The sequence below is a fragment of the Anoxybacteroides voinovskiense genome, assembly GCF_014196205.1.
GTDB classification, from domain to species: domain Bacteria; phylum Bacillota; class Bacilli; order Bacillales; family Anoxybacillaceae; genus Anoxybacteroides; species Anoxybacteroides voinovskiense.
The window spans coordinates 1-13530 of the sequence record NZ_JACIDE010000014.1; the positions used below are offsets into that span (position 1 = coordinate 1).

The 13530-nt window shown below is 42.2% G+C and carries 17 protein-coding genes and 2 pseudogenes; 6 read left to right on the forward strand and 13 right to left on the reverse strand.

What is annotated here, in order from left to right; translation table 11 throughout:
- The 3 genes and pseudogenes from GGR02_RS10275 to GGR02_RS10285 all read left to right on the forward strand — a co-directional run.
- Positions 1-236, forward strand: a pseudogene (locus GGR02_RS10275) (IS4 family transposase); the annotation flags it as partial.
- Positions 229-738 carry a hypothetical protein gene (locus GGR02_RS10280; RefSeq protein WP_183184640.1) on the forward strand — a complete coding sequence of 170 codons (510 nt, stop codon included), beginning with the start codon at positions 229-231 and terminating at the stop codon, positions 736-738. The pseudogene GGR02_RS10275 and the gene GGR02_RS10280, both read left to right, overlap by 8 nt.
- Before the next feature lie 26 nt (positions 739-764).
- Positions 765-959, forward strand: coding sequence for a hypothetical protein (locus GGR02_RS10285; RefSeq protein WP_041637616.1), 195 nt, complete (start codon positions 765-767; stop codon positions 957-959).
- Here the strand turns inward: GGR02_RS10285 and GGR02_RS17905 are convergent.
- The 9 genes and pseudogenes from GGR02_RS17905 to GGR02_RS10325 form a co-directional block, all read right to left on the reverse strand.
- Positions 956-1084, reverse strand: a complete 129-nt coding sequence (locus tag GGR02_RS17905) for a hypothetical protein (protein WP_458294261.1) — start codon at positions 1082-1084, stop codon at positions 956-958. The two genes, GGR02_RS10285 and GGR02_RS17905, sit on opposite strands and share 4 nt — an antisense overlap.
- A 35-nt stretch (positions 1085-1119) precedes the next feature.
- Positions 1120-1404: pseudogene (locus GGR02_RS10290) on the reverse strand (DUF4277 domain-containing protein); the annotation flags it as partial.
- 122 nt (positions 1405-1526) lie between these two features.
- Positions 1527-2252, reverse strand: a complete 726-nt coding sequence (locus GGR02_RS10295; protein WP_183184641.1) for an ABC transporter ATP-binding protein — start codon at positions 2250-2252, stop codon at positions 1527-1529.
- Position 2253: 1 nt separating this feature from the next.
- On the reverse strand, positions 2254-3207 hold the full coding sequence (locus tag GGR02_RS10300) for an ABC transporter permease subunit (protein WP_183184642.1): 954 nt from the start codon (positions 3205-3207) through the stop codon (positions 2254-2256).
- A 15-nt stretch (positions 3208-3222) separates the two neighbouring features.
- A complete protein-coding gene (locus tag GGR02_RS10305) occupies positions 3223-3675 on the reverse strand; it encodes a nitrous oxide reductase accessory protein NosL (protein WP_183184643.1) in 453 nt (150 codons plus the stop codon).
- The gene (gene nosD / locus GGR02_RS10310; RefSeq protein ID WP_183184644.1) at positions 3665-5023 is read right to left on the reverse strand and encodes a nitrous oxide reductase family maturation protein NosD; all 1359 of its coding nucleotides are present in this window, start codon (positions 5021-5023) and stop codon (positions 3665-3667) included. Before nosD ends, GGR02_RS10305 begins: the two co-directional genes overlap by 11 nt.
- Positions 5024-5151: 128 nt before the next feature.
- Positions 5152-6228, reverse strand: coding sequence for a multicopper oxidase domain-containing protein (locus GGR02_RS10315; protein ID WP_183184645.1), 1077 nt, complete (start codon positions 6226-6228; stop codon positions 5152-5154).
- Positions 6229-6480: 252 nt separating this feature from the next.
- Complete coding sequence (locus GGR02_RS10320) at positions 6481-6612, reverse strand: DUF3941 domain-containing protein (protein ID WP_183184646.1); 132 nt, start codon at positions 6610-6612, stop codon at positions 6481-6483.
- A gap of 44 nt (positions 6613-6656) precedes the next feature.
- On the reverse strand, positions 6657-7520 hold the full coding sequence (locus tag GGR02_RS10325; protein ID WP_183184647.1) for a DegV family protein: 864 nt from the start codon (positions 7518-7520) through the stop codon (positions 6657-6659).
- Between the two features lie 95 nt (positions 7521-7615).
- Between GGR02_RS10325 and GGR02_RS10330 the strand changes: the two genes are divergently transcribed.
- Positions 7616-8458, forward strand: a complete 843-nt coding sequence (locus tag GGR02_RS10330) for a YitT family protein (RefSeq protein WP_183184648.1) — start codon at positions 7616-7618, stop codon at positions 8456-8458.
- A gap of 121 nt (positions 8459-8579) precedes the next feature.
- A complete protein-coding gene (locus tag GGR02_RS10335) occupies positions 8580-10829 on the forward strand; it encodes a YcdB/YcdC domain-containing protein (RefSeq protein ID WP_183184649.1) in 2250 nt (749 codons plus the stop codon).
- A 186-nt stretch (positions 10830-11015) separates the two neighbouring features.
- Here the strand turns inward: GGR02_RS10335 and GGR02_RS10340 are convergent, their stop codons facing one another.
- The 3 genes from GGR02_RS10340 to GGR02_RS10350 form a co-directional block, all read right to left on the reverse strand.
- Positions 11016-11210, reverse strand: coding sequence for a DUF3813 domain-containing protein (locus GGR02_RS10340; protein ID WP_183184651.1), 195 nt, complete (start codon positions 11208-11210; stop codon positions 11016-11018).
- A gap of 2 nt (positions 11211-11212) precedes the next feature.
- Positions 11213-11365 carry a hypothetical protein gene (locus GGR02_RS10345; RefSeq protein WP_183184653.1) on the reverse strand — a complete coding sequence of 51 codons (153 nt, stop codon included), beginning with the start codon at positions 11363-11365 and terminating at the stop codon, positions 11213-11215.
- Positions 11366-11450: 85 nt separating this feature from the next.
- Positions 11451-12257: a Cof-type HAD-IIB family hydrolase gene (locus tag GGR02_RS10350; protein WP_183184654.1), complete on the reverse strand. Its 807-nt coding sequence runs from the start codon at positions 12255-12257 to the stop codon at positions 11451-11453.
- Between the two features lie 128 nt (positions 12258-12385).
- Between GGR02_RS10350 and yjfP the strand changes: the two genes are divergently transcribed.
- Positions 12386-13147, forward strand: a complete 762-nt coding sequence (gene yjfP / locus GGR02_RS10355) for an esterase (RefSeq protein ID WP_183184655.1) — start codon at positions 12386-12388, stop codon at positions 13145-13147.
- Between the two features lie 79 nt (positions 13148-13226).
- Here the strand turns inward: yjfP and GGR02_RS10360 are convergent, their stop codons facing one another.
- Positions 13227-13526, reverse strand: a complete 300-nt coding sequence (locus tag GGR02_RS10360) for a metal-sulfur cluster assembly factor (protein WP_183184656.1) — start codon at positions 13524-13526, stop codon at positions 13227-13229.
- Between the last annotated feature and the right edge of the window lie 4 nt (positions 13527-13530).

A 13530-nucleotide genomic window follows, 5' to 3' on the forward strand; every position in this document is an offset into this window, starting at 1 on the left:
TTGGCACCAGCGAGGATGCGGTATACAACCAGCTCTTTGCGGCATTTATCGCTTATGTGCTACTGAGATGGCTATATCATCGCACGGAAAAACGGGCAACCTCGTCCCTTACCTTTCTTTCGTTTGTTCGTCGTTTTTTCTCTGGACAACTTCCTCTCGAATGGAAATCCGAGATGGCAGCTGTCTTATTTGAGTATGCTCGAATATACGGGAAGAGTATGCCTAATTTTGGATAATCAACAGCCGTGTACTAATGAGAACTTATTTTTTGTTGAAATTTATGAAATTGAGGGAGATTTAGCGTTACAAACAGATAACCAAGAATCTTTAACCTCCACATTAACTAATAATATACTGCAACCTAAATCAGCCGACGCTGCAACTTATTATACAGGTACCGTTTCAAAAACATATGTTGCTTATAGTTGGGTTGGTCTTCCTCTTTGGGAAATTTATACAAAAGGTGAATTTAGATACGATAAATCTACTGTAACCCCATATTTTTATGACGGATGGGTAAAAAAACGTTTTACTGGTTTTATATGGCAAATAGACAACTACGGAGAGGGGACAACAATTGCAGCTGATGGTTCTTGGGCAACAGTATATACAAGAGCCAATTTTCACTATGGGTTAGAATATTCAGGAATAGGACTTGTTGTTCAATACTTAGACGTAAGAAATCAAATCAAGTGTGATAAGTATGGTAATATTTTTAAAGACACTATTATCAGATAAAGTAATTAAGAGAAGGAGGCGATTAAATGGGACGGTTTCGGAAAAAAGATTATATAATATCTTTTTTCTTTCTGCTCTTATCCTTTGTTATAAGTATTACACCAGTTAATGGAATAATTGTACCCATAATAAAATCTTTTTTCGCGGCATTAATTGGTGCTTTATTGCTAGGGACAATTACTAATTTAATTTTTCCAAAAAAAACACGACCAACCGCTTAAAAGAAAAAACTTGTTTGGTTTCGTTTTTTTTCGAGCGTCTTTCCTTTTCGTTGGTCGAGCGCGCTGGATTCAACGACAATCAACCGAACCGAATGACCTTCGTACGTCGATGTCGTTTCCCACACCCGGTAGGTGGCTCCATTTTTCTCCGCTAAGGAGAATGGCGGACGATGGCATCGTCGTTGAACCAAGAAGGGGATAGCCTTGGTCGGATTAGCTTAGGCAAATCGATGTCATGCGCCCATCGTTCCACATGAGCGAGTGCTTGCTGACCGCTCAAAATATCCAAGGTGAGCAGCCAGACCACATCACTGGCTCGGGTTTGGCATTGGGGATCCACCGGAACGAGACGATCAATCAACGGAGGAAGGCCAAGATCCTTGAAAATGGTACTTATTATATTTAAATAGGAACTTTCATAAATGGCACGGATTTGAACGCTCATGATGTAGAAACTCCTTTGCTCTCCTTGTGTTTCAAGGATTCATTCGACATGAAGATAAAAAAATCCTCCAGATGTTTGTCGAGAGGGTGCGAAATGTAAGATTTCATTAGAAAACCCCTTTGTTACACATGCGTAACAAAGGGTTCGTTTTTTGGGTTTACGTGAAGGGAGAGAAAGACGTCTTCGAGCGTGCGGCATCGATACGTTCGGTAAATGTCGGGCAACGTGCCATACGCTTTCACTTCTCCTTGGAACATAATTGCTACCCGGTCGGCGATTTCGACAACATCACGCATAATATGACTGCTAAGGAGAATTGTTTTTCCGTTGTTTCGCAACTCACGAATAAGTTGCTTAAACTGAATCACCCAATACGGATCTAATCCGTTTGTTGGCTCATCGAAAATATAAAGGTCAACGTCGGAAAGCAGGCATTGCGCGAGATTTAAGCGTTGTGACATCCCTTTAGAGAAGGAGCCAACTTTTTGATGTCGCTCTTCCCATAACCCAACTTTTTTCAACGTTGCTTCAATCGTTACCATACTTGTATTTAAAAACTTTCCGTAATAGCTAGTAATTTCAAGCGGGGTCAATTCCTTTGGAAAGTTCATATGATCTGGCATATAAGCAAATCGTTTTTTCTTTTCTGTAGAAAACGAAATCGTTCCAGCAGTAGGTTGTTCGATCCCGGTAATTAATTTAATGAGCGTACTTTTTCCAGCTCCGTTTGCTCCGCATAGCACCACGCATTCTCCACGGGCGATATAAAGATAAACAGGATGCAGCACGCAGCGATTTTTATATGACTTGGAAACACCATCGATCGTTAAAATAGTTGAGCCGCCCATTTTATCCTTCCCTTCTTTTCAATAAATACGTAGATAGCAAAATCGCGACCAATGCCATCACCAATAAGGCGGTCATTGCTGCAATGTTGAGTATTCCAGTTTGGCTAAACGTTTTTAATACTAAATACTCCGGGCCGAAAATATAGTTGGCATTTAGCTGCTCGATTGCCCATACTCGTAACGTCTCGACAGGGTTCAGCAAGAGAAAAAATAACAAACTTTTTAGCTTCAGAGAATATGGAATAAAATCGATGACTGAAAAAATGACGAATTCGTAAATGAAGACGAAAAAGCTCCATGTCAATAACGTCAGCGACAGTCCTTGCATTCTCGTCACACTAATTGCGCCGATGATTAACGAAAGGGCAGAAAAAACGACAATTAGCAATACATTAAGCAAAAGAAATGTTTGAAAAATCGATGCTCCATGCCAATGACCGCTTACTGCTAAGACAAGCCCAAACACCCCATACGATAAACCGAGCGCGATAATGAGCGAGCAGACAAGCGAGAAAAATTTGCTGAGCATATAGTAAACGTACGGAGCGTCATATGTTTTGTATAAAGCAAATCGACCGCTCTCTTTATCTGCAAGAATAGAATTTGTGCCGAGAATTAAACACATGACCGGCAAAAGCCATAAAGACAAGTTCATTAGCATTGAAATCGCTCTCGTATACGAAGATGTTTCGATTTCCGCGGCCGATCTTGTATCGATCACTATTTTTTTCAGCCCAAAATATTCCGGATTGACGCCGGACGTATTCATATTTTGGTTCACAGAATCCAGTCCATATTGGACATCCACAGGGTCGGATTGGACGGATTGGATGCCATAAAAATAAAGAAGCCCGGAAAGAACGAGAAATAAAATAATCATATTGAACAGCCATTTGTTTCGCAACAACATGCGCAACTCATAGCGAACCATCGAATAGATGAGTGGAATGTTCATCGCTTTTTCCTCCGTTTAATGGCTATGCATCTTGAATTCCATCATGTTTTGCTTAAGAAGTTCGTCTTTGGAAAACACTTGCCCACCGTGTTCGTTCGCAAATTTTTCTGCTGCTTGTTTCGTTAAAAAGGCGGCGATGCCGTATCCCATTGGGCTTTCGATGGATGAGTCGTGAACAAAATAACTCTTTTGAAAATCAATCCATTCTTTCGAATCATGTGCATGGACAAAGGCAGCGTCGATGTTTTTATGTTGCTGTAGATAAGTTACCATACAGCCGATATCGTCAAACTTCATCGGTTTTCCATCAATTAATACTTCCGCTGCTAACGATGCGTCACGAATCCCCATATGGCATGTATCACAGCTATCGACATTTTCGTTAATTTCTACAGGCTTAGCTGCTTGGGCAGAGCATCCTGCTGTCATCGAAAGGGCAAGCAAAAAAGTGAGTAGTTTACGTTTCACGATATTTCCTCCTCGTCGCTAAAAAGGTAACGCCACTCCAGAAAGTCAGTAAGAGAAAAACACTTAGTTGTTGGCCAGGGAAAGGAGCAGCTTCATTCTTCTTTTCCTTTGCCTCGGTACGAATATGAATAGCTACAGGCGTTGCCAATGCATGCCGATCAACGATAAACTGATCGGATGGAATTGGTGTATATTGTTCAATCATATTCCATAAACGGACGGCAGGGCTTTCATAAAAAATTTGCAAAAGCGGTTCTTTTGTCATGAGGTAGTAAGAAGCATCGCCGCTTTTATAGGCATAGTCAACAATATTGTCGCGGTTCAAATCCATCGGCTGCCAATCATCGTAATAATTCCCCAACCCTTCCCAACTGAAGGTGTTTTTGTTATTTTTCGCAGAGATGATTTGCCGTATGTTTTTTAAAAAGTTGTTTAAATAAATGGTGTTTTCTTTAGAAGATTTGCCGATGTCTAGCCCGGTGTCGTTTTGCTCAAATATGTTATAGCGAATCGAGCTTTTTTGGACGTTTTCGACATACATCCCTTTTTTGTTTCCGCGCATGATGTTATTCGTAATTTCGGAATAAAACGTATCAAACATGAAAATGCCGACACCGTCAATCGTTGTATTCCATTGCAGCACATTTCCAGTCATTAGTACGTAGTCACTTTGCATAATCATAAATCCATTGCGGCTTGCGCTTACCTCATTTTGTGCGATGGCGATATTTTTCGAGTCCATCGTATGAACGCCATATCTTGCGTTCCATATTTTATTTTTTTGCACTTCGCAAAAATTGGAGTACGAGATGTAAATGCCGTCTTGTAAGCGAAAAATATTGTTTTCTATTATTTTTGTTTGCGGTGCTTCGGTAAGGTAAATGCCAAAGCCTTTAAACGCTTTTTTTTCGGCAAAACTTGTGATTTGGTTATGCCTGATTTCATTGCCATATCCGTTCCGAACGACGATTCCGTGGAACACGTCGTGAATAATATTGTTCAATATTTTTGTGCGATTGGCAGTAATATAAATACCAGCGTCTTGAGATCCACTTTGCTGAATGTCTAAGCTGTCAATCACGACATCATCAGCGGCAACGGTTATGACGTTCCCTTCACCTGTTCCGATAATTATTGCTCCATCTTCGCCGCGAATTGTGACCGAGCGGTTGATGACGAGCTTTCCACGATAAGTTCCTTTTTTTAGAGTAATGACATCGCCTTGATGGGCGAGCTGTAATGCGCGATGGAGTTCGTTTTCATTATGAACGGGAATTTCTTTTGCCATTGCTTTTGGCGCAGCAAGCGATAAAAGCAAAAGGAGAAAAAAGAGAATTTTTTTATGCATACACTCACCCCTAGCAGTATGGATGCCATTTTGCTGATACAACAGCCCATTCGGTTCATCCGAATGAGCTGTTGTATTGTCAAGCCTTTTAAATCGTTTCTCTTTATGGTATATTTTCGTTAGGTGCTTTAATGGCCCATAGTGGCCTTGCCGTCGTCTTCGCCGGTTTCGGTGACTTTTAAAATGGCGACGGCTCCTTTTTGTGCATGGTTAAACTGGTGCGTGACAATCGGATAGTTTCCAGGACGAGTGACGGTAAATTCCACGACCGCGCCACCGCTCGCTGGAAGCATGACCGTTTGCAATCCTTTCAAATGGTTTGCAGGGTTTCCGTCTAAGTAAACGTCATCTAGTACCGTTCCGACAACATGGAAGGAGCTCACCTCATTCGGACCGACGTTGTTGACGTAAATTCTAATATGATCGCCTACTTTCGCAACAAGTGGATGTTCTTTTAATGTAAACGTATCCCCGTTTGTATTCGGTTCCCCTGGTTTTAACGCTTTTGTTGAAAAGACGACGTGGCTTGGGACGCCATTCGCAAAGTCGTTCATGTCGTTGTATTTGTACCATTCGTTTTGAATAAGTACAAATTCGCGGTCGATGCTTTTATCTGTTGGATATCCATTTTTCGGTTTGACGATAATGGTGCCGTGCATGCCGTTAGCGATATGTGCTAAAACAGGCGATGTGCCGCAGTGGTACATAAAGACGCCCGGATTGTTTGCTGGATAGGAAAATGTTCCGGTTTCGTTTGGCTGTATGCTCGCAAAATCTTTTGATGGCGCAGCGTGAACGGCATGGAAATCCATACTATGTGGAATGGCTGGATCCATGTTTTTCAGTGTGAAATGAATGGTGTCCCCTTCGTTTACGACAACTAATGGACCTGGTGCCTGCCCGTTAAACGTCCACGCTTTATATATTTTCCCTTTGTCAATTTCAATGTCGGTAATTTGTGCTGTCATTTCCACGTTGACGTCGTGTGGGCCGGTTCGTTCCATTTTGATTGGGACTGGAGGTTGATTTAGCCCTTTATGAGGTTCAATGACTTGCGATGTTTGCGTCGTCCCTTGCGCAGAAGCGGTGTTAGCGCTTTCTTTTTTTGGTGTGCTCGTTGCCGCAGAATTGTTGCCGCTACAGCCTGCTAAAAGCGAAACACTTAACGCAGCAGCCGTCCACATCATTTTTGTTTTTCGTTTCATTTTTGTTCCCCCTTCATCAAAATAACTTTGTTTCACCATTATCATAGCGGCTGGAATAGCTTGACACGTGTGATAATTTTCACGGAGGAAATGTTATTTGTGAAGAATTTTTGAAATGTTCAATGAACGATTCGAAGGTAAAAATAGTAGTTTTGTTAATTATGATGGAGAGATGAATTTGTTATATAAATATATCGTTTGCAATATAATTAACGGAAAAACATGTAAAAGAGCTTGCGAAAGCAAGCTCTTTTACAGATGGTCGGTTTTTTTCGAGTAAGCGTGTTTCCCAGCTTGGCGATTTTTTTCTCGGAGCATGTTTTTTTCGTGATGTTTCGCTTGATTGTCGCGCGCTTTTTTATCATTGTCGCTCGTGTGTGACATCTCGGTGCACCCCTTTCTAAATCATACACCGATAGTTTGGACGGTTAGGCGTCGATGTATTCGTTTAAGAAAAAGAGCGCTAACGTCCCTGGACCGGCGTGGGCGCCGATCGCGCCGCCAATTGGCGAGATAAAGAAGCGAGTGCAGCCAAATTTTTCTTCAATCATCCGCTTTAATTCTAACGCAGCTTCCTCGTCATCGCCGTGGCTGATGCCGATGACCTGCTTTTGTAAGTCGTTTCCGCGTTCTTCCATTAGTTCAATCATTCGCTTGAACACTTTTTTTCGACCGCGAATTTTTTCGATTGGAATTAATTTTCCGTCTTCAACATGAAGCAGCGGCTTAATGTTTAATATCCCACCGACAAACGCAGACGTCTTGCTGATGCGGCCGCCGCGCGCCAAAAATTCTAAGTCGTCGACGGTAAAAATATGCTCCATATGGCGGCAGTAGGCGCTAATCGTTTCACATAGCTGCTCGTACGGCATTCCTTTCTGCGCAAGTTCGCTCGCTTTCATCACGACAAGCCCTAAACCGAGCGAAGCACATTTGGAGTCGATAATCGTTAATTGCAATTCAGGATATTGCTCAAGCACTTCTTCGCGCACCATCATAGCTGTTTGGTACGTTCCTGATAATTGGGACGAAAAGGCGATATATACCGCAGGGCGTCCAGACTCGGCAAGCCCGGTAAACAGTTCCCGCATTTTTAGTGGGCTCGCCTGCGATGTTTTCGCCACTTCGCCATTTCGCATCGCATCATACACTTGTTTTGGCTCGATCGTGACAAAGTCTTCATAATCATTGTTATTCAAATGGACGATAAGCGGAAGAAAAGAAATATTTCGCTCTTGTAAAAAAGAGTATGGCAAATCACAGCCGCTATCGGCTACAATGTGAATGGACATAATACTCACCTACTTATTTCATCATTTTGCTCTTAAATAAGTGTAACGATTTTTAAATGAAAAAACAATTTTCTGTTTGGTCATGAGGTGAAAAAATGGCTTGGTTGCAAATAAAAAAATTAGCGGTTGTACTGATTGGTGCATTGTTAAACGCTGTAGCACTCAATTTCTTTTTGATTCCGGCAAATGTTTATACGAGCGGATTTGCTGGGATTGCTCAGCTTACGTCGAAGCTTGCAGCGGACTATACCCCTTATCATCTTTCGACGGGGATTTTGTTGTTCCTGCTTAACATCCCTGTCGCGATTTTAGGGTGGAAACAAGTAGGGAAGTCGTTTACGCTTTATAGTTTTTTGAGCGTTTTGTTTATGTCGCTTTTTTTAGAAATGATTCCGGTGAAAAGAGTGGCTGACGACATTTTGTTAAATGCTGTATTTGGCGGAGTCATCGGGGCAATCGGGGTTGGCTGGACGCTCAAGTGGGGGGCTTCGACCGGTGGGCTTGATATTATTGCCTTAGTATTGTCGCGTATGAAAGACCGTCCTGTCGGCACGTATTTTTTTGCGTTGAATGCAGTCATTATTTTAACGGCAGGATATGTATATGGCTGGGAAAAGGCGCTCTATACGCTTGTGACGCTATATGCATCAACAAGGGTCATTGACGCCATCCATACTCGACATCAAAAGCTGACCGCGATGATTGTGACAAACAAAGGAGAGGAACTAAAAAAAGCGATCCACGCCAAACTCGTCCGCGGCATTACGACGATTCCGGCTACCGGTGCTTTTTCGCAAGAAAAGAAAGATGTATTAATGATCGTTCTTACGAGATACGAGCTCTTTGACTTAGAGCGAATTATTAAAGAAGTAGACCCACAAGCATTCACTAACATCGTCCAGACGACGGCGGTGTTTGGGTTTTTTCGGAAAGAATAAGTGGTAGCAACAAACCGTCTCCCTTTTTGGGCGGTTTTTTGTTTTTTTCTGAAACTTTTTAATGCGCTATTCGTCTAAATAAATGGATTTCATTCCAGAAATTATAAAAAGGGGGATTACAATGCAGAAAGATTGGCTTTCGAAGTTTTTAGTAGCTGCTGTGCTTGTTACAAGCACAGGACCGATTACCGCAAAAGCAGCGGAGAAGGAACTATATTTACCTTCACAGCAAAAACTGTATCAACAAGTAGGCGTCAATTCTACAGCGATTGATATGGAAGAAGTGAAGATTTCGAAAGAACAAGCGATTGAAATTGCGAAAAAAACAATTAACATTGACAAAGGGTATAAATTTCAGGGCATAACTTTTTCGACACAATGGTATGGAAATAAGCCGGTGTGGCAAATGTCGTGGTATAAAGAAGATAAAGGATACCATGGAATTTATATAACGGTAAACGCTCAAACAGGAAATGTTGTAAATATTAATATTTATCATGATAAAGAAGGAAACATGCCATTTCCACCGAAAGTAAGTTATGATCAAGCAGTGGATGTAGCGAAACAATACATTCAAAAGCTGTATCCAAAGAAATTAAACGAACTTGTCATCGATGAGCAATTGAAAAAACAGCAAAGGAGATTACCGTACGGAGAACGACGATTTTACGCGATCCGTTTTTATCAAATGGTCGATCATGTACCATATTATGAAAACAATATTATGATAACGATTGATGGGAATGGGGAAATTCGGAACTTTGAATATAATTGGAATGATGAAGTAACATTTGAAAAGAAGGAAAACGTCATTTCTTTAGACGAAGCAAGAAAGTTGTTAAAAGACCGCATGGAATTAGAGTTACGTTACCAAATCGACTATTCATCGAAGCAGGCTCCAAAATTAATCTACGTACCGAAAACGAATGCATATCCATATTATCAAGCGAACTTTAATGCCATTATCGACGCTCATACCGGAAAATTTATTGATATGTACGGAAAACCGGTGGAGCAAACAGCACCGATAGACGATAAGCCGTTAGCAGAAAGCGCTACTCCTTTGCCGCCGCGAAGCAAAGAATTAACGCAAAAAGAAGCCATAGAAGCAGTGAAACGAACAATGGAGCTGCCGGATTCTATCGAACTTGATTCGGTGAATTACGAGGACCGGGGGGAAACTTCTGTATGGGTGCTTGGCTTTCGAGATAATGGAGAAGATACCAACTATATGTATGCAGAAATAAATGCAAAAACAGGGGAACTTACTCGATTTGACCGCAATGTGATGTACTATAAAGAATCGGAAGCAAACAAAAACCCGCAGGTGAACTACACGAAAGAACAGGCACTTGAAATCGCAAAAAATTTTGTAAAAAAAGTGGCTCCTGATAAAGTGGATCGTTTATATGCTACGTTGCCGCAGGAAGTACGGTATGACAGCAAATCGAACCCGCTCTTTTACGAAATGTACTTTTATCGCAAAGAAAATGGAATTCCAGTACAAGGACAAGGAATAAGTGTAGCCGTTTCTGCGGAAACAGGAAAAATTATTCGTTTCTTTACCGAGTGGCGTAACGTATCGTTTCCGTTGCCAACCAAAGTCGTTTCGCTAGAAAAAGCAGAAGAAATGTATTTAGAGGATAAAAAGCTTGCCTTAAGCTACTTTACGACCTTAACGGCGGATGAAAAAAGAAATAGCACAGCTATTTTAGTTTATCAACCAACCCCGTCTTGGGAGGAAAAATATTTAGATGCCGTTGATGGGAAATGGAAAGATGCTTCCACTGGAAGGGTAGTCGACGACCAAAATGTAGCAACAGATATAAAAGGACATAAACAAGAACAGGCGCTGCAAGCAATGATTGATTACAATATATACGATGTGGAAAACGGGAAAGTATATCCAGAGCGAGTAGTGACAAAAGGGGAATTTGTCGAGGTTGTCATGAGAGCGATTGGGGATTACGGAACGTGGTATAATGAGAACGCAGCCGCACCATTCAAAGATGTAAAAAAAGAGGCAGACTACTACCCGTATTTACAAAGAGCGGTTGACCGCAGATTAATTAAAGTAGATGAAGAATATTTTCACCCGACAAGCCAAGTAACGCGAGAATTTGTCGCCGTGACCCTTGTTCGTGCGTTAGGATATGATAAGCTTGCTTCGCAAACCGATTTGTTTCCGATTTCGTTTAAAGATGCAAATAAGATTCAACATAAAGGTCATGTTGGGTTGATTAGTAAATTAAAAATTATGCCTGGAACGAAATCGAAAGAGTTTCAACCATCCTCTTCGTTAACAAGGGCTGATTTAGCAGTGATTATTTATCGGTTTATGAATAAGTATCCAGATATCGCAGGAAATTAAGAAAAGCGCAAAGCGCCCGCCTATCGGCGAAGATCGCACAAGCCCCACCGAGGAGGCTTCGCCGCCGCAGCGTGGGGCGGAGCGACTCGAGCCGATGGCGCTTGGAGCTAGACAGCGCTCCACCTAATCGTAAAATTTTATACTTTCCTATCTTTTGACAAAAAGCGATGCGGGTTTTCCGCATCGCTATTTTAGATGATCCAATTCTTCTTGCAGCTGGCGCAGTTGCGCTTTTTCGGCTACGTTGGAATGGGCGTAAGCAGAAGAAAGGGCGTTTTTGGCGATGGCGATTGCTTCGTTCGTATGATTTGCTTGCTCGTTCGCAGCTTCCTTCGCCAGCATGACCGCTTTTTTTGCTTCTTGGAATAGACGATTGCTCATCGTCACTCGCCTCCAATCGACATATCGATCGCTTGTCTTGCTTTTCGTTCTTCTGCCTCTGCATACGTCATATGATAAGGAATTCGCTCATCGTGTTTTTCGATTGTATCGACGCTTTGTTGAATGAATCGCTTCGATTTATTTCGTTTGCCCAAGACGCATTCCCCCTTAAAAAGTGAAGACGCAACGTGCGTCACTTTTATTGTAGCCACAACGAGGAAGCGTTAGTAAGGCAATTGCTTACAACTTTAACAGCGCCTTTAAATAAACGCCGATGCCGTCTTCTTCGTTCGTTTTTGTTATATCGTTCGCCACCTGTTTCAGCGGCTCAATGGCGTTCCCCATCGCAATGCCATATCCTGCCCATTGAATCATCTCTAAATCGTTATCTTCGTCACCAAATGCGATGACACGCTCTTTTGGGATTTGGTAATATTCTGCCACACGTTCTAGACCAAACGCTTTATGAACGCCGGTGCGAACGATCTCAATAATATGCCATGGTGCCGCCCAGCGTCGATGGTGCAAGACGTTCGCGTGCACCGAAGACAAATAGCGTTGAATCGCATCGGCATGTTGCTCGTCGCTATGAATAAGGACGCTCGTCGGGTCGGCTTTTAGCAATTGCCGCAAATCTCCAATTTCAATTTTCGGATTGCCAAGTTTGACGATATCTAAGAGCTTTTCATCATGTTCGTGAAAATAAACGTCGTCCATCACTTCTGCCAAAATGTTTTTGACATGGTATGTTTCGCTTACTTCAATAATTTCCTTTACCGTTTCGAGCGCAAGAGGGGAGTGGAACATTCCCCACGTATCGTCTGTTGGATGATGGACAAAAGCACCGTTGAAATTAATCATAGGGGTTGTTAGTTCTAACTCTTCGTAATACATCTTGCTCGCCCGATACGGTCTGCCGGTGGCGATGACGACAAGATGCCCTGCTTCTTTGGCGCGGAAAAGGACTTCTTTTGTTGCAGGGGAAATCGTTTTATCCTCTTTTAACAACGTTCCGTCTAAATCCAATGCGATTAAATACTGTTCCATACGGTCTCCTTTACGTATCCAAAATTTTTAAAAGAACGATAAAGACATTTTCAGTGTAACTCTTTTCCAAAATTTTTGTCTACATGTTACACTAAAGAAGAGAATAACAAAAAAAGGGGTTTCGCAGTATGGTTATTATTCAAAACGAAAAAATTGCTGGCATTCCGGTACTTCATGTGGTGAAGGCGGAAAAGCGACAAGAAAAGCTGCCTTTTATTATGTTTGTGCACGGCTTTACGAGCGCAAAAGAACATAATCTTCATTTTGGGTATTTATTGGCGGAAGCTGGCTATCGAGTCGTGTTGCCAGATGCCATTTATCATGGCGAACGCGAACAATCGTTGACAAACGAAAAGCTTCATTTAGCATTTTGGGACATTGTTGTGCAAACGATTCATGAAGTCGGGCAAATAAAACAAGCGCTATGTGCGCAACATCTTGTCCAAGAAGATCGTATCGGTGTTGCCGGTACATCGATGGGGGGGATTGTCACTTTTGGCTCGCTTGCGACATATCCTTGGATTAAAGCAGCTGTTTCGCTAATGGGAAGCCCGAACTATGAAGCATTTTTTGACGCGCAAATTGAACTGGCAAAGCAAATGCGTTTATCCATTCCATTGTCAGACGAACAGCTAAAAAAAGAACGCGAGCGTTTAGCACCGTATGACCTCGCAAGACAGCCGGAAAAATTACGTGGCCGTCCGCTCATGATGTGGCATGGGGAGCGTGACCAAGTCGTCCCTTACCACTATACATATGAGTTTTATCATCAAATAAAACCACTTTATCCAAACGAGAAGCTGAAATTCGTTTCGGACGATGAGGCTGGCCATAAAGTGACGCGAGAAGCATTTTTAGAAACTGTTAAGTGGTTTATCGAGCACGTCTAAAAAGCGCAGGGCATTTGCCTTGCGCTTTCATTATTTGCGTTTTTTGTCTAGCTGGGCAACCCAGTCGTTTCCGCTTTTCTTAAATATGCCCCAATTGCCGTAGTGCGGCTTCGCTCATTCGCTCTGGTGTCCATGGCGGATTCCACGTAATTTGTACATCGACATCTTTTACCCCTTCCATGTGTGCAAGCGCTCGTTTAACACCACCAACAATGGAATCGTGCAGCGGGCATCCAGGGGTGGTAAGTGTCATAACAATTGATACAACTCCGTCATCAATACGCAAATCATAAATTAGCCCTAAATCAACGACATTAATGCCTAGCTCTGGGTCGTATACGGTACGAAGCTGCTCGATGACCATCTCTTTTAATTCCATTTGC